The sequence below is a fragment of the Methanoculleus caldifontis genome (assembly GCF_032842345.1).
Lineage (GTDB): Archaea > Halobacteriota > Methanomicrobia > Methanomicrobiales > Methanoculleaceae > Methanoculleus > Methanoculleus caldifontis.
On sequence record NZ_WBKO01000001.1, the window covers coordinates 622,413 to 645,176 of the forward strand.

A 22,764-nucleotide genomic window follows, 5' to 3' on the forward strand; every position below is an offset into this window, starting at 1 on the left:
CCACCATGCGAGACCGGTAAAGAGATGAGGGGGCAGGGGCATACCGGTGTGGATATGGTTGATGTCGCGGTGATCTGCGGTTCCGCCTCGGATACCCCCGTCGCGGAGAAGGTATTTGCGGTCCTGGATGAGTACAAGGTACCCTACGACTACCAGGTGATCTCGGCGCACCGGGACCCCGAGAGACTGGACGAGTATGTGAAGGCAAGCGATGCGCGGGTCTTCATCGCGATCGCCGGGCTCTCGGCGGCTCTCCCCGGCGTGGTCGCCTCGAAGACGGAGCGGCCCGTGATCGGCGTCCCGGTGAGCGGGAAACTGATGGGGTTTGACGCCCTCCTCTCGATCGTCCAGATGCCGAGAGGCGTCCCGGTGGCCTGTGTCGGCGTGGATAACGGCGAGAACGCCGCACTCCTCGCGGTCCGGATCCTCGGCGCGTGAAGCGCCTGAGGTAGCCTTTTTTCGCCGGGCCGGTACACATCTCGCGCGAAGCCGCGAAGTCCCGAAAATGAGAGGATTTTTAAGGTGCCTTCGCGTTCTTCGCGGCTTCGCGCGAGTTTTTCGGTATAGAGGAGCAGTACAGCCTCACGCGAAGAGCGCGAGGCCGCGAAGGCGAGTGTCCACCCATACCGAATTTCGCATTCTTCGCGGCTTCGCGCGAGCCAGCCATGGAAACCACAGACAACCTTTTTCCACCCGGCCGTGAAGGGAGGGTCATGAAACAGAGAGTCCTCTTCATCGGCACGAACAACGCTGCCCGGACCCAGATGGCGGAGGGGTATCTCCGCGCCCGCTACGGCGACCGCTATGAGGCCTGCTCCGCGGGGATCGCTCCGACCGCCCTCGATCCCCTGGCAGTACAGGTGATGGACGAGATCGGGATCGGGATCGGGATCGCGGATCAACGGGCAAAGGATCTCAGCCTTTTTGACGGAAAAGAGATGGACTACGTGGTCGCGCTCTGCGCAGGGGGCGTCTGCCCGATGTTTCCCTGGACGAACGAGACGCTTCATGCCGATTTCCCGGACCCGGCCAGGGCCACCGGGACCGGGGATAAAGTGCTTGCGGCCTACCGGCGAAGCCGGGACGCGATAACCGCGTGGATCGACGGGCAGTTTGGGTGAACAGAGTTTGAGAAGACCACAGGTCTTCGAAGGCATGAAGTCAGCTGCGATCGCTGGCAACTCCCTTTCGCGGCTTCGCGTCGTTCGCGTGAGACTGTATCGCCATCCGCACCCGATAGTTCGCGCGAAGCCGCGAAGAACGCGAAGTTCGCTATAAGAGTGCTGACAGTCCCCTTCGCGACTTCGCGTGAGACTGCACCGCGACCTGCAACAATCAACTTACACGAAGCGATGATGGTGGTACGATCGCTGAGAGAGTGTTCCAGGCCCGGAAAACTCACGGCTCCATCCGCTCTTCCGGCGGCACATCAAGGATCTCGCGCACCATCTTGACGGCGCAGAGGTCGCCGCACATCGAGCAGGTCTCGATCTCCCCGTCCCGCTCGTGAATGCGCCGGGCCTCCTCGGGAGCGAGCGCCGCTTCGAACTGCTTCTCCCAGTCGAGCGCCCGGCGCGCCTCGGCCATCCGCACCTCGCGGTTCTTCGTGCTCCCGGCGGCGCGGGAGAGGTTCCCGACATGCGCCGCGATCCTCGCCACCCGCGTCCCCTCCACGATGTCGCGGACGTCCGGCAGGGCCAGGTGCTCGCTCGGCGAGACCATGCAGAGGAAGTCCGCGCCGTGCATGCAGGCGAGCGCGCCGCCGATCGCTCCCACGACGTGATCGTAGCCCGGCGCCACATCGGTCACGAGCGGGCCGAGCAGGTAGAGCGGGGCGCCGTCGGTCAGCTCCTTGAGCATCCGGACGTTGTAGCCGACCTGGTCGGCAGGGATATGTCCCGGCCCCTCGATCATCCGCTGCACCCCGGCGGCGAGCGCCCGCCGCGCCAGGTGGCCGAGCGTCAGGTACTCGGTCGACTTCGCGAGGCGGCCGGCATCCACGAGGGCGCCCGGCCGCATCCCGTCGCCGAGGCTCACGACCACGTCGTGCTCGGAGAGGATCTCGAGCAGGTAGTCGTACTCGGCGTACAGGGGGTTCTCCTCACCGGTCGCGGCCATCATCGCGACGTGGAAGGCCCCGCCGCGGGAGACGACGCCCATCGTCCGGGGATCGATCCGGAGCGAGGCGAGGGCGTCGCGGTTCACGCCGCAGTGCAGGGTCAGGAAGTCCACGCCCTGCCGGCAGTGCTCCCGGATCACCTTAAAGAGCAGGTCGGCGTCGACGTCCGCGGCAGCCCCCGCCCGCCGGACCGCCTCGTAGATCGGGACCGTCCCGACGGTCGTATCGAGTTCGAGGATCCGGCGCCGGATGCGGACGAGATCGCCCCCGGTCGAGAGGTCCATCAGGGCATCCGCGCCCTCCCGGAGGGCCGCCTGCGCCTTCTCGACCTCGAGGTCCTCGTCGCACCGGGTTCCCGACGTCCCGACGTTCACGTTGACCCGCACCCTGCAGCCCTCCCCGATGGCGCAGAGCCGGTGCGGCCGTACGGGGTTTGCTGGAATGACAATCCGGCCACGGGCGACGGCCCGCGCGGCCCGGTGAGGGACGAGACCCTCCTCACGGGCGATCGTCTCCACTTCAGGGGGGACGCCACGCAGGCATGCGGAGATCAGGGTGTGCATAAGAACCATTTGTCCGGAAGCCATATTAGTCTGCATGCCAGTCCGGTGGATTGCAAGCGACGCGACCTACGCCAATTCGTTCGTTTACGGAAACGTCCTCGTGGATGCAGGCGTTCTCCCGATGGCGGTGGAGCCGTATGCCAAGACGATCGAGACGATCGTCATCACACACGCTCACTACGACCATATCGCCCATATCAGGGAGATCGCCCGGCTATGCGGTGATCCGACCATCTGCATCCACGAAGCGGACGCCCTCGGCCTCACCGACGATACGCGGTGCCTCGCGATGCTCTTCGGGGCCCGGGCGCCCGGAATCTCCCCCGACACCATCCTCCACGACGGCGACCGGGTCGGCGGCCTTCGCGTCATCCACACGCCGGGCCACACCCCGGGCGGGATCTGCCTCTACGGCCCGGAGGAGAAGGTGCTCTTCTCGGGCGACACCGTCTTTACGGGCGGGTCCTTCGGGCGCTACGACTTCCCCGGCGGGGACCGGGAGGCGCTCGCGGCGTCCCTGGAGCGCCTCGCGACGCTGGAGGTCGAGGGCCTCTACCCCGGCCACGGGGAGCCCGTCGCCCGGGGCGGCGGGAGGCATATCGCGGCCGCTGTCGAGGCGCTCCGGTTCTATGCATAAAGGGATCTACGCCCTCGTCCTCGAGAACTTCCCTTGCACGGTCCGTATCGGCGCCCTGGGACCACAGGAGTTTGCACCCGGCCGGCACGTCTACATCGGGTCGGCGCTGGGAAGCGGCGGGCTCGCCCGGGCCGACCGGCACGTGAGGCTCGCCCTCCGCCGTGACCGCCCTCCCCGGTGGCACATCGACTATCTCCTTCTTTCCCCGCACTTCACCCCCGCCGCCGTCGTCACCGCCGCGACGGACCGGGACTTCGAGTGCGCCCTCGCCCGCGCCCTCGGCGGCCCGTCCGTGCCGGGATTCGGGTGCAGCGACTGCACCTGCCCCTCGCACCTCTTCCACCGCTCCGGCGACCCGGTCCCGGAGATCCTCGCCCGCCTCCACGACCTCGACCTCGATGCCCGGATCACAAGAATCAAGAACGAGGGGTGCGAGCATAGGGTATGAATGTTCTCGGCATCTCCGGAAGCATGCGGAAGAACGGCAACACCGCGATGCTCGTCACCGCCATCCTCGACCGGGTGCAGGAGGCGGGCATCGAGACCGAGTATGTCTCGCTCGCCGATTTGGACATCCGGCCCTGCACCGGCTGCGAGGCCTGCAGGGACGCGAAGTGGTGCGTGACGGAGAACGACGACTGGGCCGGCGTGGCGCAGAAGATGATCGACTGCGAGGTGTTGATCCTCGGCGCCCCGACCTACTACTATGACATCAACGGCCAGACGAAGAACCTGATCGACCGGACCTACTCTCTCTTCCACGACAGAAGGCTTTCGGGAAGAAGGGCGGTTGCCGTCGCCGTCTGCGCCGACCGGGGAGGGGAACGGGCGCTTGCGACCATCGAGGGATTCTTGAACGCTCACGAGTTCTCGTACCTGGGCTATGTCTGCGGCAGGGGCTATGCACCGGGAGATGTCAGGAAAGACGAGCAGGCGATGAAGAGCGCCGCCCGGGTTGCAAAGACAATCGTCAGGTACCTCCGGCCGGAGGACTGAGAGCCCGGAGCCCCTCATCACCGGATGACGGTCTGACGGAGCCTCTCTCGTGACCCTCCCCTGTTACGGGCAGGGTGTTTCAGGGAAAGAGACACGGTATCCTCACCGGATGCCCGGAGTCTCTCCCTGCCCGGCTACAGTCAGAGTAGCAGCGATATGATCGCGAGGATGATGAAGATGATAACCAGCCACTTCGCGACCGACATAGACATCCCTGCAACGCCTCGTGCTCCAAGTAAGGCAAAGACAAGTGCCAGTATGAAGAAGAGGATTGCAAGGCCTACAAGACCACCGCCTAACATACCATTCTCCTCCCAATCGCCGGCACCCGCCGGCGTTGAGGAGCCATACTCGATTCAAGGGTATTTATAATTATCCGGAAATAAATCGTAGGACCGCGGCGGGGCAGCCCGGTCACCACCAGAGATCACTCGATAGCGTAGGTGGTCGTCCGACGCCGGAGCGTCCGCCCGACGTCCCCGGCCATCCGTTGCATCTCGGCCGGGTCCAGGTAGTCGGTGTCCCGGGCACCCGCACCCCGGGAGATGCTCTCCTCAAACATCGTCCCCCCGAGATCGTCGGCACCGGCGAGGAGCGCCACCTGGGCCATCTTCGTCCCGAGCTTCACCCACGAGGCCTGAATATGGTCGAGGTTGTCGAGGAAGAGCCTTGAAGCCGCAAACATCAGGATATCCTCCCGCCCGGTCGCCCCGGGCCGTGCGAGCCCCGCGCGGTAGAGAGGGGTATCGGGGTGGATGAACGAGAGCGGAACAAACTCCGTGAATCCATGGGTCCCATCCTGGATCTCGCGGAGGATCGCGAGGTGCCGGGCGCGGTCCGCCTCGCTCTCGCAGTGGCCGTACATGATCGTCGCCGTCGTGCGGATCCCGAGGGCGTGCGCCTCACGGATGATCCGGACCCAGGCCGCCGTATCGATCTTCTCCGGGCAGATCACCTTCCGGACGTCATCGACCAGGACCTCGGCCGCCGTCCCGCAGAGGGTGCCGAGCCCCGCATCCCGCATCGCGGCGAGCACCTCACGGGTGGAGATGCCGCTCCTCTTCGCAGCATAGGCCACCTCCATCGGGTTGCTCGCGTGAATATGGACCTCCGGCGCCTCATCGCGTATCCAGGAGTAGATATCGATGTAGGATTGGGCGTCGAACTCCGGGTGGAGGCCGCTCACCGTGCAGACCTCGGTCACGTCCCGCTCGCGCGCCGTCCGGGCCTTCTCCCGGACCACGGCTTCGTCGTGACGGTAAGCGTCGGCGTCGCCGGGCTTTCTCGAGAACCCGCAGAACCCGCAGGCGTTCACGCAGAGATTGGTCACGTTGATGTTCTGGTTCCGGACGTAGGTGACGACGTCCCCGACCTTTCGCTCACGCAGTTCGTCCGCGGCGGCGGCGATCTCCCAGACGCCCCGGCCGCGCGTCGTGAAGAGACGTACAGCCTCCTCTTCCGTGAGCCGGTGGCCGGCAAGTACGTCGTCAAGCAGTTCTCGTAGTGGCGATCCCATCATCTTCGCCCATCCCGGCAGGGATACTCTCATTTGGAGCGGGCCAGGCCAATAACCTTCGGGCGCGCGCCCCGGTGGTGCATACACTTATTACTCTCAGAGGTATCCCGACAGCCATGGCTCAACAGCAGATCCTATGCCACCAGCGCACAAGGCTCAGTTATAAGGACGCATTCGGCTACGTCATCCCGGTCGGAGAGGCCAGCCTGATGGCCTGGGTGACCGACGAGGGAATGATCGGGACCGACGGGTTCGATATCGAGGCGCTGGCAAACGTCGGCGTTCCTGCGGCGATCGTCGGCGCCTCGGAATCCACCCTTGAGGACCTCGACAGCCTGATGGATGCCGAGGTGAAGGCGGCAAACCTCCCGGCGGTGCAGCGCCGCGTCGATATCGGGATCTCAGGAAGAGAGGCCCTGAACAGGATGTGAGCCCGGCCGAAGGCCGGTCGAAAACCGGGTCACACCATCTCGTAGAGCGTCGTCCGCTGCCGGAGCGTCCGGCCGAGGTCGCCTGTTATCCGTTGCATCTCAGCGGGGTCCAGGTAGTCGGCACCCTCGCCGCCGGCGTCGACCGAGACGTCGTCGCAGAACATCGTCCCGCCGAGGTCGTCGGCGCCGGAGAGGAGGACCGCCTGCGCCATCTTCGTCCCCACCTTCCCCCAGGAGACCTGAACGTGGTCGAAGTTGTCGAGGAAGAGCCGGGCGACCGCGACCATCAGGATGTCCTCCCTGCCGGTCGCCCCGGGACGGGCAAGCCCCGCGCGGAAGAGAGCCGTCTTTTCGTGGAGGTACGAGAGGGGGACAAACTCGGTGAACCCGCCGGTCTCGTCCTGGATCTCGCGGAGGATCGCGAGGTGCCGGGCGCGATCCGCCTCGCCCTCGCAGGAGCCGTACATGATCGTCGCCGTGGAGCGGATGCCCATGGTGTGCGCCTCCTTGATGATCCGGACCCAGGTCGCCGTGTCGCACTTGTTCGGGCAGATCACCTTCCGGACGTCGTCGACCAGCATCTCCGCCGCCGTTCCCTGGAGGGTTCCGAGCCCCGCCTCACGGAGCCGGGCGATGGCCTCGACGGTCGAGATACCGCTCCGCCCGGCAGCCCAGGCGATCTCGTCCGGGCTTGCGGTGTGAATATCCACGCCAGGCGCCTCCTCGCGCACGCTGGAGATGAGGTCGACGTAGGAGTCGAGCGTGTACTCCGGGTGCACCCCGGAGAGGAGGCAGATCTCGGTGACACGCCGCGCCATCGCCGTCCGGGCCTTCTGGCGGATGGTCTCCGGGTCGTCGCGGAACGCCCCGGGGTCGCCCGCCCGCCGCCCGAACCCGCAGAACCCGCAGAGGTTCTTGCAGATGTTGGTGACGTGGATGTTCTGGTTCCGGACGTAGGTGACGACGTCACCGACCTTTTGTTCGCGCAGTTCGTCCGCGGCGGCGGCGATCTCCCAGACGCCCCGGCCGCGCGTCTCGAAGAGACGTACGGCCTCCTCCTCCGTGAGCCGGTGGCCGGCGAGCGTATCGCGAAGTAGATCATGCAGCGAAGACGGCATGGTTGACAGCTCTATTGCAATCAGGGATTTATTCTCCTTTCCCTTTACGCCGGGCAAGGACGAAATCATGGATGAGGATGACGACGATGACGATGACGGCGAACTCGGCGAGGTGCAGGGGGAGATAACCCACGAGCGGGACCGAGACGAGGGCTTTGCCCACGATCCACTCCTTCTGCACCGGCTCGACCACGCCGACGCCCACGATCCGGAGATTCCCCTGGTCGATGTAGGGGTTGTTGTCGCCTTTGGTGATGTAGCCGCCATGTGGATTGGTATAGTACTCCGCGAGCCCCGACTCCTCCACGGCGGCGGTATCGACGTAGGTCATCGCCCGATGGATGATCGGGTGGACGGAGTCGGCCCCGTTCGGCCGGTAGACGATCACGTCGCCGTAGTCCCCGAAGGACGAATGCCCGGCCAGACGCCCCTCGTCCCAGGTCGTCAGCCCGCCGAACCGGTCCTCGTCGACGACGAGCACCAGGTCCCCGACGTTCATGTTCGGGACCATGCTTTCGGACTCGATCGTGACCACCGCCGGCCAGGTCCCGGCGATGAGGTAGAGGGCGAGGGCGATACCGCCCACGACCGCAACGACCCAGAGGAGGTCCCGGGCGAGAGAGACGACCGGGTTCTCGCTCTCCCGGAACGCCGCGAGCCCCGATGCTGCACGTTGCAGCCAGGTGGTATCCGACATTGCTTAAAGAGAATACTATTTACCCCTACATAGGTTCTCCCCCGCATCCATGCGGGCGGCAGGGCGTGAAAAGATAAACCCATATTTCCGGGGAGAGAATAACATGGAGTCCATGCTCGCCGACGGGGAGATTGTGCGCCGGTTCCTTGCGCTGAAGCACCAGGTCCATCCTGAGGTCGTGAGTTACATCCGGGAGCAGAACGACCCGACACTCATCGACCGGATAGCGGCGGGTGTCCCCGACGGCACCCTGGTCATCTCCGCAGAGCATATCCCGGGGATGAAGAAGGTCCGGGACGGGACGCGGTTCCTCGTCGATCCCGAACTCGAGGTGATCATGGGAAGCGCCGGCACCACGGGGAGCGTCAGCGGCCACGAGGATGCCGTCCACTACTTCCGTGACCGCTACAACAACCTCTCCTCGATGATCCGGAGCCGGCTGACCGCGATGCCGATCGAGGCGCTGGTCAAGTCGCCTCATCGCTACCGCGACGAGGAGTGCGGCATCATCGGGATGGTGGCCGACGTCCGGACGACCGCCAAAGGCCACCGGCTCGTCGAGGTGGAGGACCCCACCGGCGCTATCCGGGTGCTCTTCAACAAAGGGAAGGGCGACGCGTTCGCCGAAGCGGAGCGGATCCTCCCCGACGAGGTGCTCGGCGTCAAGGGGAAACTCTCAAGCGACGGAGGGCTCTTCTTCGCCGAGCAGCTCTCACGCCCCGACGTCCCCATCAACAACGCCCCGTTCAAGAGCGACCGGCCGGGAAAGGCGGTCCTGATCTCCGACGTCCACGTCGGGAGCGACACCTTCCTCGAGGACGGCTGGAACCGATTCGCCGACTGGCTCCAGGACTCCGATGCCGGTTATCTCCTGATCGCGGGCGACCTCGTCGACGGGATCGGGATCTACCCGGGGCAGGATAACGAACTGACGATCAAGAACATCTACGAGCAGTACGACGTCTTCGGGGAGATGCTCCGCGACCTCCCCTCACGGATCCGGATCGTCGCCGCGCCGGGCAACCACGACGTCGTCAGGATGGCCGAGCCGCAGCCGGCGCTCCCCCCCGAGTTCACGACGCGGTTCCCGTCCAACTGCACCGTCGTCGAGAACCCCTGCCTGCTGAACCTCCAGGGCGTCCGGGTCCTGATGTACCATGGCCGGTCTATCGACGATATGATCGGGCTCATACCGGGGGCGAGTTACGAGCGGCCCGGCGAGATCATGGAGGAGATGCTGAAACGCCGCCTGCTCGCGGGACCTTACGGGATGCGGACTCCCATCGCCGCGATGAAGAACGATCGGCTCGTCATCGACCCGCTCCCGGAGATCCTGCTGACGGGGCACGTCCACATCTGCGGCATCACCCGGTACCGGGGCGTTCTCGGGGTGAACACGGGTACCTGGCAGTCCCAGACTGCGTTTCAGAAACAGATGAATATCCACCCCACGCCCGCGCGAGCTTTCGTCATCGATCTCCAGACGCTCCAGCCAGAAGTGATGGATTTCAGTTAAATATCCATCAGATTGCCCGATATGGTTTCCACATATTTAAAAGTGTGGAATTCCTTTCTATATGGTAACAAATCGGAGGAATGCAGAGAGATGGATCTGGTTTACCTGGCACCCATCGGTGCCATCCTTGCTCTCCTGTTCGCAGGATACTCGTACACGAGTATCAAGCGGGAGGGCACGGGTACTGAACTGATGCAGAAGATCGCTGCCGCCATCCATGAAGGGGCAATGGTCTACCTGAACAGGCAGTACCGCGCTATCGCAATATTCGTGATCGTTCTTGCCGTCGTCCTCGGCATCTGGATCAACCCGCTCACCGCCGCCTGTTTCGTGCTCGGCGCGGCGCTCTCGGCGACTGCCGGCTACATCGGCATGTTCACCGCCACCGCCGCAAACGTCCGGACCACGAACGCAGCACGGCGCGGGATCGCGGATGCGTTCAAAGTCTCGTTCGCGAGCGGTTCGGTCATGGGCATGGCAGTCGTCGGTCTCGGCCTTCTCGGCCTCTCGATCGCGTATATGATCGTCAGCACCGTAACGGGGCTCGCCCAGGCTGAAGTCCTCACCATCGTGACCGGATTCGGTCTCGGTGCAAGCTCGATCGCCCTCTTCGCCCGTGTCGGCGGCGGTATCTTCACCAAGGCCGCAGACGTCGGGGCCGACCTCGTCGGCAAAGTCGAGGCAGGCATCCCCGAGGACGACCCCCGGAACCCCGCCGTCATCGCCGACAACGTCGGTGACAACGTCGGCGACGTCGCCGGCATGGGTGCGGACCTCTACGAGTCCTACGTCGGCTCGATCATCGCGGCGATGGTCCTCGGTGTCGCCGTCGCTGCCACGCAGTTCCCGAACGCGGAGATCATGAACGTGATCCTCCTTCCGCTGCTCATCGCCGCGGTCGGTATCGTCGCGTCCATCATCGGCTCGTTCTTCGTCCGGACCAACAAGACCGAGAGCAGCGCCATCCACATGGCATTCAACAAGGGCCTGCTCGCCGCGATGGCCGTGACGGTCGCCGCCACCTACTTCCTGGTGACCACCCTTCTCGGCGCAGAGTACATCGGCGTCTTCTACGCAGCCGTTGCCGGTCTCGTCGCAGGGTTTGCCATCGGCCTGATCACCGAGTACTACACCTCCTTTGAGCGGAGCCCGACCCTCGCCATCGTCAAGTCGAGCGAGACCGGGGCCGCGACCACCATCATCACCGGGTTTGCAAAGGGGATGGAGAGCACCATCTGGCCGGTCCTGATCATCTCCCTCGCGATCTTCGTCGCCTACCAGGTCGCAGGTCTCTTCGGTATCGCGATCGCCGCCGTCGGTATGCTCGCGACGCTCGGGATCTCCCTCTCCGTCGACGCTTACGGTCCGGTCGCCGACAACGCCGGCGGTATCGCCGAGATGTCCCACCAGAAGCCCGAAGTCCGCGAGATCACCGACACGCTCGACGCCGTCGGCAACACCACCGCCGCCATCGGCAAGGGGTTCGCCATCGGCTCTGCGGCCCTGACCGCGCTCGCCCTCTTCGCCGCCTACACCCAGGCGGTCGGCCTCTCGGTCATCGACGTCTCGGCCCCGAACGTCTTCATCGGCCTCCTAATCGGTGCGATGCTCCCCTTCCTCTTCTGCTCCATCACGATGATGGCAGTCGGGAAGGCCGCATACAGCATCGTCCACGAGGTCCGCCGCCAGTTCAAGGAGATCAAAGGCCTCATGGAGGGGAAAGCCGACCCGGACTACGCCTCCTGTATCGCCATCTCCACGAACTCGGCGCTGCGTGAGATGATCCTGCCCGGCGTCCTCGCCGTCGCCGCGCCGCTCACCGTCGGGTTCGTCCTCGGCACCGAGGCGCTCGGCGGCCTGCTCGTCGGCTCGCTTGCATCCGGGTTCCTCCTCGCCGTCACGATGGCGAACGCGGGTGGATCCTGGGACAACGCAAAGAAGTACATCGAACAGGGCCACCTCGGCGGCAAGGGCTCCCCGGCTCACAAGGCAGCGGTCGTCGGCGACACCGTCGGCGACCCCTTCAAGGACACGTCGGGACCTGCCATCAACATTCTCTTAAAGTTGATGTCCATGGTCGCGCTGGTCTTTGCGCCGCTGATCCTGATCGTCTAACCCAACTTCCCTTTTTTCTCCCATATGCACCGGGCAGCGGATGCCGAGGCGAGCATACCTTCTTCCCGCCGCGCGGACAACCTGATCTTGTGAACTCGCGAAAGGGGAGGTGACGATCCGCATGCTCCGCATCTACCGCACGATTGAGGGAGCCCCGGTCCCCCGGACCGAGGAGACCGGCCGGTTCGAGCCCGGCTCCTGGGTCTCGCTGATCAACCCCTCGACCGAGGAGATCGAGGAAGTGGCAACAAGGCTCTCCGTTCCGGGCGACTACCTCCGGGCAGCGCTCGACGAGGAGGAGCGCCCGCGGACCGAGACCGAGGACGGCGTCACCCTGATCGTCATCGACATCCCGATGCCCTACCCCGAGCAGACGATCCTCTACACGACGATGCCGCTCGGGATCATCGTCGCCTCCGAGACCATCGTCACCGTCTGCCTCCGCGAGAACCCGATCGTCCAGGACTTCACGACCGGGCGGGTGAAGCTCTTCTACACCTTCAAGAGGACCCGGTTCGTGTTGCAGATCCTCTTTCGGAACGCATCCTACTTCCTCCAGTATCTCCGGCAGATCGAGCGGGTCTCCGATCGGATCGGGGCCGAACTGAACCAGTCGATGCGGAACCGCGAGCTGATCCAGCTGATGAACCTGAAGAAGAGCCTGGTCTACTTCTCGACCTCGCTCCGGAGCAACCAGATCGTCCTCGACAAGACGCTGACGTTCCAGCCGCTCCGGCTCTATGCGGACGACGCCGATCTCCTCGAGGACGTCATCATCGAGAACAAGCAGGCTATCGAGATGGCGAACACATACTCGACGATCCTCACCGAGACGATGGACACTTTCGCCTCTATCATCTCAAACAACTTCAACAATATCTTGAAACTCCTCACCTCGATCACCATCATCCTCGCGATCCCCACGATGATCGCGAGTTTCCTCGGGATGAACGTCCCGGTCCCCCTGGAGGACAACCCGAACGGATTCCTCATCATCATCGTTCTCTCCCTGATCGTCTCCTCGCTCCTCGCGGTGGCCATCAACCGCAAGGGCTGGCTGTGACGTCTCTGAGGGAGACCGGGCCCCGCCGGGCGGGACCCCGTAACCACCGTTCTCTCGCGCCTGAGGGTGCTCAAACTCCCGACCGGATAGCCGTCGCCCCCCGGAGTGAGGCAGGTTACCGTCCACCGGGCAGCGCGCCGCGCGGATGAGAGGGTCGAGCCAGGGTGCGGTGCATTCCGGGGGCTCGGGCTGACGTCAGAAATCTGGTGCAGTCGCCCCGGGCACCGGAAGGTATATCTCCGATCCTACATTATTGATCATGTCAAATTATACATGATAGATCATGTATAATCTGGAGGCGGCCGGCGGGGGCCGGCACGGTCGCATGCACGAGAGGACGAACACGGACCGGTCGGCCGGGAACCGCCGGGCCGGAACGATCAGCCGCTTTTGCACGGTGCCGGGTCCCCTATCGGGCTCGACCGGAGCAATCCGGCATGATTAATCGATCAGGAATGTGAGGGTATGACAGAGACGTTCGCCGTGAAACTGGAGGAGAAATGCTACATCCCCGACCCCCGGTGCAAGGCGGCTGCCTGGGTGCCGGATTACGCGCAGGCATACCAGGAGTTCGTGCGCGACCCGGAGGGGTTCTGGGACCGGATAGCCCGTGAGCTCGCCTGGTTCAAGCCGTGGGGCCGGGTCAGGGAATGGAACTACCCCTACGCGAGGTGGTTCGTCGACGCGAAACTGAACATCACCCACAACTGCCTGGACCGCCATGTGGCGAGCGACCGGAAGGAGAAGCCGGCAATCGTCTGGCGCGGCGAGGACGGGGAGGAGCAGGTCGTTTCCTACGAGGCCCTCCACCGCGAGGTGATGCGGTTTGCAAACGGTCTGAAAGCCCTCGGCGTCGGCAAAGGCGACCGGGTCTGCATCTACATGCCGCTCGTCCCCGAGCAGATCGTCGCGATGCTCGCCTGCGCCCGGATAGGAGCCGTCCACTCCGTCGTCTTCGGCGGATTCGGACCCGATGCGCTCGCGATGCGGATCAACGACGCGGGAGCAAAGGTCATCGTCACTGCGGACGTCGGCTACCGGCGGGGGAAGACCGTCCCGCTCCGGGAGATCGCGAGGGAGGCGCTCAACCACGCGCCGTCCGTCGAGCGGGTCGTCGTCCTCCGGCGCGAGAGCCCGGCCGTCGATATCGACCCCGCCCGCGAGGTCGACTACGCGGCCCTCACGGCAGAGGCGGCGCCCGATTGCCCGGCGGAGGTGATGGACGCGGAAGACCCGCTCTTCATCCTCTATACGAGCGGCTCGACCGGGGCGCCGAAAGGGATCGTGCACACCTGCGGCGGCTACATGGTCGGGACCTACTACACGATGAAGTGCGTCTTCGACGTCAAGGAGAACGACGTCTTCTGGTGCACCGCCGACCCCGGCTGGATCACCGGCCACAGCTACGTCGTCTACGGCCCGCTCGCCGTCGGCACGACCGTCGTCATCGCCGAAGGGACGCCGGACTACCCGGACCCGGGCGCCTACTGGCGGCTGGTCCAGGACCTCGGGGTGACGATCTTCTACACGGCGCCGACCACCATCCGGATGTTCATGCGCCACGGCGACGAGTGGCCGGCGAAGTACGATCTCTCGTCGCTGCGCGTGCTCGGCTCCGTCGGGGAGCCGCTCAACCCCGAGGCGTTCGAGTGGTACTACCACCGGATCGGGGGCGGGCGATGCCCGATCGTGGACACCTGGTGGCAGACCGAGACCGGGATGCACATGGTGACCACGATGGTCGGCGAGCCGATGAAGCCCGGGTTCGCCGGGAAACCCGTCCCCGGCGCCGTCGTCGACGTCGTCGACAGGACGGGAGCCCCGGTCCCGCCGGGAACCGGGGGGTTCCTGGTCATCAGGGAGCCCTGGCCCTCGATGCTCCGGACGGTCCACGGCAACGACGAGCGCTACCGGACCTACTGGGGGACCATCCCGGGATGCTACACCGCAGGGGACCTCGCGGTGAAGGATGAGGACGGCTACATCATGGTCATCGGGCGGGCCGACGACCTGATCGTCGTCGCCGGGCACAACATCGGGACCGCGGAGGTCGAGAGCGCGCTCGTCTCCCACGAAGCCGTCGCGGAAGCGGCCGTCATCGGGAAACCCGATCCCTTGAAGGGGAACGTCATCAAGGCCTTCGTCACCCTCCGCGTGGGCGCGGATTCCGGTGACGGGCTCACCGACGACCTCGCCCGCCACGTCAGGAAGAGCCTCGGCCCCGTCGCGGTGCCGGCCGAGATCGAGTACCTGGACCGGCTCCCCAAGACCCGGAGCGGCAAGATCATGAGGCGGGTCCTGAAAGCCCGCGAGCTCGGCATGGACCCGGGCGACATATCGACCCTGGAGGAGTAGACCCTTATGCCGGACACACCGACGGTCTTCGGCCTGCCCGCGGAGAAAGGGAGGTGGGGGCTTGTCGCCCTCGGCCTCCTCATCAACCTCGGTCTCGGGAGCATCTACTCCTGGAGCGTCTTCGTGGCGCCGCTCTCCGTGCACTTCACGGAGGCGCTCGGCCGGGAGGTGACGGCGGGGGAGGTCCTCCTCCCGTTCTCGGTCTTCCTCGCCTTCTTCGCGATAGCAATGCCGCTCACCGGGAAGTACATCGAGCGCTACGGGCCCCGGACGGTGACGGCCGTCGGGGGCGTCCTGACGGGGCTCGGCTGGCTCCTCGCCTCGACGGCGACGTCGGTCGAGGCGCTCTACGTCGTCTACGGGGTTATCGGGGGACTCGGCGTCGGGATCGCCTACGGGGCGCCGGTCGCCGTCGCGGCCCGGTGGTTCCCGGACCGGCGGGGGCTCGCGGTCGGGCTTGCCCTGCTCGGCTTCGGGTTCTCGGCCTTCGTCACTGCGAACGCGGCGGGCGCCCTGATCGCCGCCTACGGCGTGATGGCGACCTTCCGGATCTTCGGGGCCGCGCTCATCGCCGTGCTGCTCCTCGCCGCCCTCCCGCTCCGGTTCCCGCCGGCAGGATGGCGGCCGCCGGGGTGGACGCCTCCCGCGCCGGGGGTCGGCACGGCGCCGGTCTGCGAGTGCGACCGGCCTGCGATGCTCCGGACGGGGACGTTCTACGGGCTCTTCGCCTGCTACTTCGTCGGCTGCCTCGCGGGGCTCACCGCGATCTCGATCGCAAAGCCGGTCGGGACCGAGGTCGCCGGGGTGGATGCGGGGCTCGCGACGCTCCTCGTCGGGTTCTTCGCCGTCTTCAACGGGCTGGGCCGGCCGGCCTTCGGTGGGCTTACCGACCGGATAACCCCGCAGAAGACCGCGATGCTGACGTTTGCGCTGATCGCGGCGGCATCGGTCCTGATCTGGCTCGTGCCGGGAGTGCCGGCCTACATCGTCGCCTTCGCCGTCCTCTGGGGCTGCCTGGGGGGCTGGCTTGCGATCGCGCCGGCGGCGACGGCCTCCTACTTCGGGACGTGCGACTACCCGCGCTGCTACGGGGTCGTCTTCCTCGCCTACGGTGCAGGGGCCATGGTCGGGCCGCAGCTTGCGGGGTTCGTCCGGACGGCGACCGGGACCTATCTCGGTGTCTTCCCGCTGGTCGCGGCCCTCGCCGCCGTGGGGTTCGCCGCCGCCTGGCTCCTGATGCGGCCGCCGGTCGGGGTTCCGGCGAGCGCGCCCGTGCCGGCGACGGCGGTGGAAAAATAAGAGTGATCGAGACCGGAGAATCTCTCCGCTAAGGATAGAGTTCCCTCCGGAATAATCCTGCATCATTGATTCACGCGAAGTCGCGAAGGACGACGGTTCGTAGAACCGGAGTTTAAGAAGCCCTCAGGCTTCGAAGCGTGAACGAAGTGAGCGTGAGCACCGTCAGGTGCGAAGAATACGAAATTCGGTATGGGTGGACACTCCCCTTCGCGGCTTCGCGCTCTTCGCGTGAGGCTGTACTGCTCCTCTATACCGAAAAACTCACGCGAAGCCGCGAAGAATGCGAAATTCGGTATGGGTGGACACTCCCCTTCGCGGCTTCGTGCTCTTCGCGTGAGGCTGTACTGCTCCTCTATACCGAAAAACTCACGCGAAGCCGCGAAGAACGCGAAATTCGGTTAATGGGTGGACACTTCCCTTCGCGGCTTCGCGCTCTTCGCGTGAGGCGACACTACCCTCTATCGATAACCGGGTGTTCTCCGGGGGTTGTATGAAATGTTCAACGGAGAGAACGGCTAAACCCTCTCCGTGAGCCCGAGCCGCCGGAGCACCCCGGCGGCCGCCTCCATCCCGCCGTCCAGGTAGACGGCGCCGACGAGCGCCTCCAGGCACTCGGCGAGGACCCGGCCGGAGGTCCAGACCATTTGCGCGGCCTCCCCCTTTCCCCAGCGGACGTACCCGGCGAGGTCGAGGCCTTCCGCGAGCCCCCGGAGCCGGGTCATGTTCACCAGATTCATCTTTCTGTTGGTGATCGCGCCTTTGTCGTGCGCCCCGCCGGCGACCACCGCCTCCACGACCGCGACGTTGATGACCGCGTCGCCGAGGGTCGCGAGGGCATCCATGTGCGCATCGGGCGGGAGGCCGGCCTCCAGGGTGTAGGCGAGGCGGGTGAGCGCCCGCTCGAGGAGTAAGCGATCCTTAAAGGCGTAGCCGATCCGCGCCTCGATCCCGGCCGGGTCCCGGCGGTTCATAAAAAAAGGGTTACTCCAGGACTTCGGCCTTCTCGATCCGGACGGGGACCTTGGGCTTGTCCGCGGAGTTCGTCGCGACCTTCCCGATCTTGTCGATGACGTCCATCCCCTCCACCACTTCACCGAAGACCGGGTGGGCGCTCGGCGTCTGGGGGTTGTCCCAGTCGAGGTAGGTGTTGTCCACCAGGTTGATGAAGAACTGGCTTCCGCCGGAGTTCGGGCGGCCGGTGTTTGCCATCGCGATCGTGCCCCGGCGGTTCGAGTGGCCCTTCACGAACTCGTCGGTGATGGTGTAGCCCGGCCCGCCGGTCCCGGTGCCGGTCGGGTCGCCGCCCTGGATCATGAACCGGGGGATGACCCGGTGGAAGATCGTGCCGTCGTAGAACCCGGATTTCGCGAGTTTCGCAAAGTTCCCTGCGGTCACCGGCATGTCGTCGTAGAGCCGGATGACGATGTCGCCCATGGTCGTGTGGAACACGACCTTCTTTCCGTTCGCTTCTGCCATAGGCATAACTCCGTAAGGTATTGTCCGTCGCTGCTACTTATACTGCATGCCGCCGGCACGTCCCCCGGCGGTGGCTCATCGTTCCGGGGACGCAGGGGCAGTGCAAGACGACGTTCTGCACCTGGTGCTCGGGCTCATTGTCGGGGCAAACGTCCGGGTCCGGGGCGTCCTCGCTCCCGGCCACGTGCGCGGCGGCCGGAGATCGGGGTTCACCCTGGTTGACCTCGACCCCGACCCGCGATGCGAGCTCCAGGGCGCGGTCTGGGCCGACGCGCTTGACCGGTTGACCGCGCACCCCCCGATGGTCTGGACTGTCCGGCGGCGCTACGGAACTGAGGGGTGACGGGCCCCTTCACTCCATCTCAAGCGCTCTTGCAGCAGCCCGCCCGATCAGCTCAGGCGGGATATCTTCGTACGCCTCGCCGTTATAGCGGAGCATCCGACAATCCGCCTCTTCCCCACAGTCCTCTCCGCAGTCCTCACCGCAGGTGGCGCAGGAGGAGCAGGACGTGGCGGTCACCTCGACCCCCTCCAGGAGCTCCTCGATCGGAACCCCGTTGAAGAGGAGGCTGTCCGACTCCGCGGCCGTCTCGACTATCCGGACACTGACCCCTTCCATCTCAAGGAGCATGCGGATCTCGTCGAGAACGGCATCTAACGGCATCCCGGTCTCTTTGCAGGTCTCAAAGACGTTTTCAGCATCTCTTGTAACGTGTCTCCATTCGATGACGAGTTCCTTCTTCATGTTATACCATCTCCTCTGTAATCGGCGGGAGATCTTCCTGCCGCCCCTTCGTAATACCACCGGTCATCTCGGGCACCCGACAGACCGTGCCGGCAACCTACTCTTCTTCCGGCTCAGGCTCTTCTTTCTTTGCCTTCGGGACGACCCGTGTCCCGCAGCAGCCGCCGCCGCTCCCGCAGCCGCAGCCGGAGGAGAAGAGTTTTTTCACCCGCGATCCGATACATCCTTCTTCGTTCTTTCCATTCTCATCCGTCATATTGTCACTCTCGCTCCGGCAGGCGGGCCGGAATGTTTCACGCCGACTAGCTGTTTGCGGCCCCGGCGTATGAAGGTTTTAGTCTCATTAATGTTTGAATCCCCCGGTGCAGGCGCAGGCAGGAGCCCGGCGGAAGGCGTATCAGGCGAGCAGCATTGCCGCAAGAAGGTATACCCCGATCCCGACGAGGAGCACCCCGACAATGCGCCGCGTCCAGTACTCGAACTTCTCCGCCGCCTTCATCGCGCTCCCCACCTTCGCGATCCCGGTCACCATGATCAGCGAGAACGCGATCACCGGCAGAGCGGTCGCGACGGCAAAGACCGCCGGTACTCCGAGCGGATCAGAGGTCCGGAGCGCCAGCGGGACCAGCATCGCAAAGAAGAGCACCGCCGAGAACGGGCAGAAGGTCAGCGCGAAGAGCACGCCGAGGAGAAAACTCCCCGCGAGCCCCTTATCGGCGACCCGCTCCTTGAACGCGGCAAACCGCCTGCTGCCTCCCTGAAAGGAGGGGAGCGGGACGAGGTCGAGCATGATGACCCCGATCGCGATCAGCAGCGGGCCGACCAGCACCTCGCCCCAGGACTGGAGGAAGAGCGAGATCCCCTGGACGGAGAGGCCGAAGACGACGATCAGTGCCGCAATGCCGACGTAGACGACCATCCTCCCCGCGCTGTAGAGCGACCCGGCGAGGAGGGTCTGTCCCGGACTCCCTATCCGGCGGGAGAGGTAGCCGATCGCGGCGATGTTCGTCGCGAGCGGGCAGGGCGAGAGGGCCATCATCAGCCCGATGAAGAACGCGGCGACGAGGGGAATGCTGCTCGTCCCCATCGTCTCCATGAACCCCATCAGGCTCATTGCGAGAAATCCCCTGCAAGGCGCATCCCGATCAGCGTCTTGAGGTACTGCAGGTATCCGGGCCTGTCGTTGAGTTTGTACCAGACACGGATATCCTCCTCTTTATAAAAGCCGCCCTGGTCGTCGTAGGTGCCGATCCATAGGGACGAGCCGGTCGCGCCGTAGCGCTCGACAAATTCCTTCTTTTCCGGGTCGGCGATATCGACATGGTCGAAGACGAGCTTTCCGGAGCCGAGTTCTTCGGGGAAGTGTTTCTTTACGGTCTCTTCGGCATAATCGCCGAGCACCACGCAGGAGTAGCACTGGTTCGGCGCGGTGAAGTGGATGACTTCGACCCTGGTGACGGTGCCGTTGAGCGGCGAGACGGTGGCGGCATCCGCTCCGCCGGGTGCTGTCGTGCATCCTGCAGAGAGGGCGGCAAACGCCAGGAGAACCGACAGCACAACTAACGGCAGGACCTTCCGGGCGGGGGCGCTGCGGGGGAACAGTTCCTGCGTGCGCCCGGGTTCGGAGTAACTCACATGTGTTCGTCTCATCAGGGACACCCCTGGTGCTGGATAGACCATTACAAGAGATCTTGAAGTGGTGATGACCTGTTGTTCAATCGGATATATAATTCATTCTGGTAGACGCCGGAGGAGATGAACGCCGCCGGCGGGAAAGCAGCCTGCCCGATCATGCATGAGGAGCGAAAGAGTCGGTCTGATAGCCGCTAACAAAAGAGGTCCGGGGCCGGCATTTATCCCCTGATCGCCTCCATAACGGCGGCTGATAGGCGCTCGATCTCGTCGAACCGGGGTTCGGCCATCCCGTTCTTTGCGATGCCGCAGTCGGTTGCGACGATATGCAGGTGCGGCTCGATCCCGAGCGCCCGCACCTTCTTCCTCCCGCAACAGTCGCCGCACCCGTCCAGCACCAGGATACGATCCGCGTGCCGGACGGAAGCCTCCAGCGACGCCGTCGGCCGGGTGGCCGCGATGCAGGCCTCAACCGCCCCGCAGGAGCAGCGGAGGAGCATCGCCCCTGCCTGGGCCGTCAGTTTCCCGGTGTTCGAGATCCCCGAACAGGCGATGACGGTGACCGCCAATCAGTTCCCCCCGAACGCCGCATCGATCCAGCCGACGATCTCGTCCCGGACCCGCCGGACGCCCGCCATGATCTCCTCGTCGGTGCCGGTGAGTCTCGACGGGTCGGGGAACTCCCGGTGGATCTCTTCCTTCGCCCAGGGGAAGAGGGGGCAGATCCCTCCCTCGCAGACGGCGACGAGAAGATCCATCTCCTGTTCGTCGAACTCACCGAGATCCTTTGAGCGGTGGCCGGAGATATCGATCCCGAGCTCGGCCATCGCCCGGACCGCATAGGGGTTCAGGGTCCCCGGCGTGGTGCCGGCGGAGAAGGCCTCGTAACGGTCGCCGTAGCGGGTGTTCAGGTAGCCTTCCGCCATCTGCGAGCGAGCGGCGTTATGGGTGCAGACGAAGAGGACCCTCTTCTTCACGGTATCACTCCAGCCCGAGCGCCGCGAGTGCCGCCCGGGCGATCAGTTCCGGCGGGATCGACTCGTAGCGCTCGCCGTTATACTCGATTGCCCGGCACTCGACGTCGTCCTGCCCGGTGATGCAGGCGCAGGAGGCGCAGGGCGTACTGGTGACCTCCATCCCTTCGATGAGGTCCTCGAGCGGCACGCCGTTGAAGAGGATGCTGTTCGACTCCGTTATCGCCTCGTTTTCAAGGACGGTCTCGACAACCCGGACCACGATCCCCTCCTCCTCGAGGATGGGGCGGATCTGCTCGACGACGTCCATCACCGCCCGTCCGGTCGCGCCGCAGCGCTCGCAGGTGTTCTCGACGTCTCTTCCGACGTGTTTCCATTCTACGATAAGTTCGTTCTTCATGATAATCCCTCATATGGCGCAGGACAACGTGCTTCGACTGCTCCTCCATACCAGCGGTCCCGGAGCCGGAGGGCGACGTTGACGAGCGCGAGCAACACCGGCACCTCGAGCAGCGGCCCGATGACGGTGGCAAACGCCACGCCGGAGCCGATCCCGAAGACACCGATGGCGACGGCGATGGCGAGCTCGAAGTTGTTGCTCGCGGCGGTGAACGCAAGCGACGTCGACTTCCCGTAGTCGACGCCGATCTTCCAGCTCATCCAGAAGCTTGCAAAGAACATGATCAGAAAGTACAGTGTGAGCGGGATGGCGATCTGGACGACGTCGAGCGGCAGCGCCACGATGTTGCCGCCCTGTGTCGAGAACATTACCACGATGGTAAAGAGCAGGGCGATCAGGGTGATCGGCGAGATCTTCGGGATGAACCGTGTGTGGTACCACTCCTTCGACTTCACCCTGAGGAGCGCGAACCGGGTCAGGAATCCGGCGATGAACGGGATGCCCAGATAGATAAAGACCGTGACGGCGACGCCCGCGATGGTGATCGGCACCTCTGTTCCGGCACCGATACCGAGGAACGGCGGGAGCACGGTGATGAAGACGTAGGCGTAGACTGCATAGAAGAGCACCTGGAAGATCGAGTTGACGCCGACGATGGCGGCACAGTACTCGCAGTCGCCCTTCGCGAGATCGTTCCAGACGATGACCATCGCGATGCACCGGGCAAGGCCAACCAGGATGAGGCCGTACATGAACTCAGGCCGCCCTGCGAGGAAGGCTGCCGCAAGGAGGAACATCAGCACCGGGCCGACGAGCCAGTTCTGGACGAGGGAGAGGCCGAGTACCCGGGTGTCCCGGAAGACCCGGCCGAGCTCCTCGTAGCGGACCTTCGCGAGCGGCGGGTACATCATCAGGATCAGCCCGAGCGCGATCGGGATGGAAGTGGTGCCGACCGAAAACCCCGTGATCGCCTCCGGCACGCCGGGGAGGAGGTAGCCGATGGCGACGCCGGCCGCCATCGCAAGGACGATCCAGAGGGTCAGGTAGCGGTCGATCGCCGAGAGGCGTGGGGCCGTGGTCGCCGAATGGATCTGGTTGACGGTGCCCATCGG

At 64.9% G+C, this 22,764-nt stretch carries 27 protein-coding genes; 12 read left to right on the forward strand and 15 right to left on the reverse strand.

What is annotated here, in order from left to right:
• Positions 1-54 precede the first annotated feature (54 nt).
• Together purE and F8E02_RS03235 are read left to right on the forward strand one after the other, a co-directional pair.
• Entirely contained in the window at positions 55-438 is a 384-nt protein-coding gene (purE, locus tag F8E02_RS03230; protein ID WP_317064017.1) for a 5-(carboxyamino)imidazole ribonucleotide mutase, read from the forward strand.
• A 275-nt stretch (positions 439-713) separates the two neighbouring features.
• Entirely contained in the window at positions 714-1,121 is a 408-nt protein-coding gene (locus F8E02_RS03235; protein WP_317064018.1) for an arsenate reductase ArsC, read from the forward strand.
• Positions 1,122-1,398: 277 nt separating this feature from the next.
• Here F8E02_RS03235 and thiC read toward each other — a convergent pair whose 3' ends face one another.
• Positions 1,399-2,691, reverse strand: coding sequence for a phosphomethylpyrimidine synthase ThiC (thiC, locus tag F8E02_RS03240; RefSeq protein WP_317064019.1), 1,293 nt, complete (start codon positions 2,689-2,691; stop codon positions 1,399-1,401).
• A 25-nt stretch (positions 2,692-2,716) separates the two neighbouring features.
• On the opposite strand from thiC, the gene F8E02_RS03245 reads away from it, so the two are divergent.
• The 3 genes from F8E02_RS03245 to F8E02_RS03255 are packed head-to-tail and all read left to right on the forward strand — an operon-like array spanning position 2,717 to position 4,315.
• Entirely contained in the window at positions 2,717-3,319 is a 603-nt protein-coding gene (locus F8E02_RS03245; RefSeq protein ID WP_317064020.1) for an MBL fold metallo-hydrolase, read from the forward strand.
• A complete protein-coding gene (locus F8E02_RS03250) occupies positions 3,312-3,767 on the forward strand; it encodes a GIY-YIG nuclease family protein (protein WP_317064021.1) in 456 nt (151 codons plus the stop codon). Before F8E02_RS03245 ends, F8E02_RS03250 begins: the two co-directional genes overlap by 8 nt.
• Positions 3,764-4,315 carry a flavodoxin family protein gene (locus F8E02_RS03255; RefSeq protein ID WP_317064022.1) on the forward strand — a complete coding sequence of 184 codons (552 nt, stop codon included), beginning with the start codon at positions 3,764-3,766 and terminating at the stop codon, positions 4,313-4,315. Before F8E02_RS03250 ends, F8E02_RS03255 begins: the two co-directional genes overlap by 4 nt.
• A gap of 140 nt (positions 4,316-4,455) precedes the next feature.
• On the opposite strand, the gene F8E02_RS03260 is transcribed toward F8E02_RS03255, so the two are convergent.
• Both F8E02_RS03260 and cofH (F8E02_RS03265) read right to left on the reverse strand, forming a co-directional pair.
• Positions 4,456-4,617 carry a DUF1328 family protein gene (locus tag F8E02_RS03260; protein WP_317064023.1) on the reverse strand — a complete coding sequence of 54 codons (162 nt, stop codon included), beginning with the start codon at positions 4,615-4,617 and terminating at the stop codon, positions 4,456-4,458.
• Positions 4,618-4,742: 125 nt separating this feature from the next.
• The gene (cofH, locus tag F8E02_RS03265; protein WP_317065141.1) at positions 4,743-5,831 is read right to left on the reverse strand and encodes a 5-amino-6-(D-ribitylamino)uracil--L-tyrosine 4-hydroxyphenyl transferase CofH; all 1,089 of its coding nucleotides are present in this window, start codon (positions 5,829-5,831) and stop codon (positions 4,743-4,745) included.
• A 116-nt stretch (positions 5,832-5,947) separates the two neighbouring features.
• Between cofH (F8E02_RS03265) and F8E02_RS03270 the strand changes: the two genes are divergently transcribed.
• Positions 5,948-6,262 carry a DUF1805 domain-containing protein gene (locus F8E02_RS03270; RefSeq protein ID WP_317064024.1) on the forward strand — a complete coding sequence of 105 codons (315 nt, stop codon included), beginning with the start codon at positions 5,948-5,950 and terminating at the stop codon, positions 6,260-6,262.
• Between the two features lie 29 nt (positions 6,263-6,291).
• Here the strand turns inward: F8E02_RS03270 and cofH (F8E02_RS03275) are convergent, their stop codons facing one another.
• Together cofH (F8E02_RS03275) and F8E02_RS03280 are read right to left on the reverse strand one after the other, a co-directional pair.
• Complete coding sequence (cofH, locus tag F8E02_RS03275; RefSeq protein WP_317064025.1) at positions 6,292-7,380, reverse strand: 5-amino-6-(D-ribitylamino)uracil--L-tyrosine 4-hydroxyphenyl transferase CofH; 1,089 nt, start codon at positions 7,378-7,380, stop codon at positions 6,292-6,294.
• 28 nt (positions 7,381-7,408) lie between these two features.
• Positions 7,409-8,077, reverse strand: coding sequence for a S26 family signal peptidase (locus F8E02_RS03280; RefSeq protein WP_317064026.1), 669 nt, complete (start codon positions 8,075-8,077; stop codon positions 7,409-7,411).
• A 112-nt stretch (positions 8,078-8,189) separates the two neighbouring features.
• On the opposite strand from F8E02_RS03280, the gene F8E02_RS03285 reads away from it, so the two are divergent.
• From F8E02_RS03285 to F8E02_RS03305, 5 genes are all read left to right on the forward strand, one after another.
• The gene (locus F8E02_RS03285) at positions 8,190-9,593 is read left to right on the forward strand and encodes a DNA-directed DNA polymerase II small subunit (protein ID WP_317065142.1); all 1,404 of its coding nucleotides are present in this window, start codon (positions 8,190-8,192) and stop codon (positions 9,591-9,593) included.
• A 90-nt stretch (positions 9,594-9,683) separates the two neighbouring features.
• Positions 9,684-11,708 carry a sodium-translocating pyrophosphatase gene (locus F8E02_RS03290; protein ID WP_317064027.1) on the forward strand — a complete coding sequence of 675 codons (2,025 nt, stop codon included), beginning with the start codon at positions 9,684-9,686 and terminating at the stop codon, positions 11,706-11,708.
• A gap of 121 nt (positions 11,709-11,829) precedes the next feature.
• Positions 11,830-12,771 carry a magnesium transporter CorA family protein gene (locus F8E02_RS03295; RefSeq protein WP_317064028.1) on the forward strand — a complete coding sequence of 314 codons (942 nt, stop codon included), beginning with the start codon at positions 11,830-11,832 and terminating at the stop codon, positions 12,769-12,771.
• Positions 12,772-13,236: 465 nt separating this feature from the next.
• Positions 13,237-15,126: an acetate--CoA ligase gene (gene acs, locus F8E02_RS03300; RefSeq protein ID WP_317064029.1), complete on the forward strand. Its 1,890-nt coding sequence runs from the start codon at positions 13,237-13,239 to the stop codon at positions 15,124-15,126.
• Between the two features lie 6 nt (positions 15,127-15,132).
• Entirely contained in the window at positions 15,133-16,425 is a 1,293-nt protein-coding gene (locus F8E02_RS03305) for an L-lactate MFS transporter (RefSeq protein WP_317064030.1), read from the forward strand.
• A gap of 515 nt (positions 16,426-16,940) precedes the next feature.
• Here F8E02_RS03305 and F8E02_RS03310 read toward each other — a convergent pair.
• Together F8E02_RS03310 and F8E02_RS03315 are read right to left on the reverse strand one after the other, a co-directional pair.
• On the reverse strand, positions 16,941-17,396 hold the full coding sequence (locus tag F8E02_RS03310) for a ribonuclease III domain-containing protein (protein WP_317064031.1): 456 nt from the start codon (positions 17,394-17,396) through the stop codon (positions 16,941-16,943).
• 10 nt (positions 17,397-17,406) lie between these two features.
• Positions 17,407-17,901 carry a peptidylprolyl isomerase gene (locus F8E02_RS03315; RefSeq protein ID WP_317064033.1) on the reverse strand — a complete coding sequence of 165 codons (495 nt, stop codon included), beginning with the start codon at positions 17,899-17,901 and terminating at the stop codon, positions 17,407-17,409.
• 100 nt (positions 17,902-18,001) lie between these two features.
• Between F8E02_RS03315 and F8E02_RS03320 the strand changes: the two genes are divergently transcribed.
• On the forward strand, positions 18,002-18,244 hold the full coding sequence (locus F8E02_RS03320) for a hypothetical protein (RefSeq protein ID WP_317064034.1): 243 nt from the start codon (positions 18,002-18,004) through the stop codon (positions 18,242-18,244).
• Between the two features lie 9 nt (positions 18,245-18,253).
• Here the strand turns inward: F8E02_RS03320 and F8E02_RS03325 are convergent, their stop codons facing one another.
• The 8 genes from F8E02_RS03325 to arsB all read right to left on the reverse strand — a co-directional run bounded on the left by F8E02_RS03325 (position 18,254) and on the right by arsB (position 22,761).
• Entirely contained in the window at positions 18,254-18,646 is a 393-nt protein-coding gene (locus F8E02_RS03325; RefSeq protein ID WP_317064035.1) for a DUF2703 domain-containing protein, read from the reverse strand.
• 97 nt (positions 18,647-18,743) lie between these two features.
• Positions 18,744-18,902 carry a hypothetical protein gene (locus F8E02_RS03330; protein WP_317064037.1) on the reverse strand — a complete coding sequence of 53 codons (159 nt, stop codon included), beginning with the start codon at positions 18,900-18,902 and terminating at the stop codon, positions 18,744-18,746.
• A 141-nt stretch (positions 18,903-19,043) separates the two neighbouring features.
• Positions 19,044-19,760, reverse strand: coding sequence for an aromatic aminobenezylarsenical efflux permease ArsG family transporter (locus F8E02_RS03335; RefSeq protein WP_317064038.1), 717 nt, complete (start codon positions 19,758-19,760; stop codon positions 19,044-19,046).
• Positions 19,757-20,296: a nitrophenyl compound nitroreductase subunit ArsF family protein gene (locus tag F8E02_RS03340; RefSeq protein ID WP_317064039.1), complete on the reverse strand. Its 540-nt coding sequence runs from the start codon at positions 20,294-20,296 to the stop codon at positions 19,757-19,759. Before F8E02_RS03340 ends, F8E02_RS03335 begins: the two co-directional genes overlap by 4 nt.
• Before the next feature lie 203 nt (positions 20,297-20,499).
• On the reverse strand, positions 20,500-20,847 hold the full coding sequence (locus tag F8E02_RS03345) for a putative zinc-binding protein (protein WP_317064040.1): 348 nt from the start codon (positions 20,845-20,847) through the stop codon (positions 20,500-20,502).
• On the reverse strand, positions 20,848-21,255 hold the full coding sequence (locus F8E02_RS03350; protein WP_317064041.1) for an arsenate reductase ArsC: 408 nt from the start codon (positions 21,253-21,255) through the stop codon (positions 20,848-20,850).
• 4 nt (positions 21,256-21,259) lie between these two features.
• Positions 21,260-21,652 (reverse strand): DUF2703 domain-containing protein, encoded by a 393-nt coding sequence (locus F8E02_RS03355; RefSeq protein ID WP_317064042.1) that lies wholly within the window; start codon positions 21,650-21,652, stop codon positions 21,260-21,262.
• Positions 21,649-22,761 (reverse strand): ACR3 family arsenite efflux transporter, encoded by a 1,113-nt coding sequence (arsB, locus tag F8E02_RS03360; protein WP_317064043.1) that lies wholly within the window; start codon positions 22,759-22,761, stop codon positions 21,649-21,651. The genes F8E02_RS03355 and arsB overlap by 4 nt, the downstream gene beginning before the upstream one ends.
• Between the last annotated feature and the right edge of the window lie 3 nt (positions 22,762-22,764).

What these genes read in the sequence shown, in the direction of transcription:
- F8E02_RS03295 (WP_317064028.1), top strand. Translation starts at nt 11,830, where the DNA reads ATGCTCCGCATCTACCGCACGATTGAGGGAGCCCCGGTCCCCCGGACC.
- purE (WP_317064017.1), top strand. Translation starts at nt 55, where the DNA reads ATGGTTGATGTCGCGGTGATCTGCGGTTCCGCCTCGGATACCCCCGTC.
- F8E02_RS03355 (WP_317064042.1), bottom strand. Translation starts at nt 21,652, where the DNA reads ATGAAGAACGAACTTATCGTAGAATGGAAACACGTCGGAAGAGACGTC.
- F8E02_RS03340 (WP_317064039.1), bottom strand. Translation starts at nt 20,296, where the DNA reads ATGAGACGAACACATGTGAGTTACTCCGAACCCGGGCGCACGCAGGAA.
- F8E02_RS03260 (WP_317064023.1), bottom strand. Translation starts at nt 4,617, where the DNA reads ATGTTAGGCGGTGGTCTTGTAGGCCTTGCAATCCTCTTCTTCATACTG.
- F8E02_RS03335 (WP_317064038.1), bottom strand. Translation starts at nt 19,760, where the DNA reads ATGAGCCTGATGGGGTTCATGGAGACGATGGGGACGAGCAGCATTCCC.
- F8E02_RS03235 (WP_317064018.1), top strand. Translation starts at nt 714, where the DNA reads ATGAAACAGAGAGTCCTCTTCATCGGCACGAACAACGCTGCCCGGACC.
- F8E02_RS03290 (WP_317064027.1), top strand. Translation starts at nt 9,684, where the DNA reads ATGGATCTGGTTTACCTGGCACCCATCGGTGCCATCCTTGCTCTCCTG.
- F8E02_RS03245 (WP_317064020.1), top strand. Translation starts at nt 2,717, where the DNA reads ATGCCAGTCCGGTGGATTGCAAGCGACGCGACCTACGCCAATTCGTTC.
- thiC (WP_317064019.1), bottom strand. Translation starts at nt 2,691, where the DNA reads ATGGTTCTTATGCACACCCTGATCTCCGCATGCCTGCGTGGCGTCCCC.
- F8E02_RS03330 (WP_317064037.1), bottom strand. Translation starts at nt 18,902, where the DNA reads ATGACGGATGAGAATGGAAAGAACGAAGAAGGATGTATCGGATCGCGG.
- F8E02_RS03270 (WP_317064024.1), top strand. Translation starts at nt 5,948, where the DNA reads ATGGCTCAACAGCAGATCCTATGCCACCAGCGCACAAGGCTCAGTTAT.
- F8E02_RS03305 (WP_317064030.1), top strand. Translation starts at nt 15,133, where the DNA reads ATGCCGGACACACCGACGGTCTTCGGCCTGCCCGCGGAGAAAGGGAGG.
- F8E02_RS03280 (WP_317064026.1), bottom strand. Translation starts at nt 8,077, where the DNA reads ATGTCGGATACCACCTGGCTGCAACGTGCAGCATCGGGGCTCGCGGCG.
- F8E02_RS03285 (WP_317065142.1), top strand. Translation starts at nt 8,190, where the DNA reads ATGCTCGCCGACGGGGAGATTGTGCGCCGGTTCCTTGCGCTGAAGCAC.
- F8E02_RS03250 (WP_317064021.1), top strand. Translation starts at nt 3,312, where the DNA reads ATGCATAAAGGGATCTACGCCCTCGTCCTCGAGAACTTCCCTTGCACG.
- F8E02_RS03325 (WP_317064035.1), bottom strand. Translation starts at nt 18,646, where the DNA reads ATGAAGAAGGAACTCGTCATCGAATGGAGACACGTTACAAGAGATGCT.
- cofH (WP_317064025.1), bottom strand. Translation starts at nt 7,380, where the DNA reads ATGCCGTCTTCGCTGCATGATCTACTTCGCGATACGCTCGCCGGCCAC.
- arsB (WP_317064043.1), bottom strand. Translation starts at nt 22,761, where the DNA reads ATGGGCACCGTCAACCAGATCCATTCGGCGACCACGGCCCCACGCCTC.
- F8E02_RS03310 (WP_317064031.1), bottom strand. Translation starts at nt 17,396, where the DNA reads ATGAACCGCCGGGACCCGGCCGGGATCGAGGCGCGGATCGGCTACGCC.
- acs (WP_317064029.1), top strand. Translation starts at nt 13,237, where the DNA reads ATGACAGAGACGTTCGCCGTGAAACTGGAGGAGAAATGCTACATCCCC.
- cofH (WP_317065141.1), bottom strand. Translation starts at nt 5,831, where the DNA reads ATGGGATCGCCACTACGAGAACTGCTTGACGACGTACTTGCCGGCCAC.
- F8E02_RS03255 (WP_317064022.1), top strand. Translation starts at nt 3,764, where the DNA reads ATGAATGTTCTCGGCATCTCCGGAAGCATGCGGAAGAACGGCAACACC.
- F8E02_RS03315 (WP_317064033.1), bottom strand. Translation starts at nt 17,901, where the DNA reads ATGGCAGAAGCGAACGGAAAGAAGGTCGTGTTCCACACGACCATGGGC.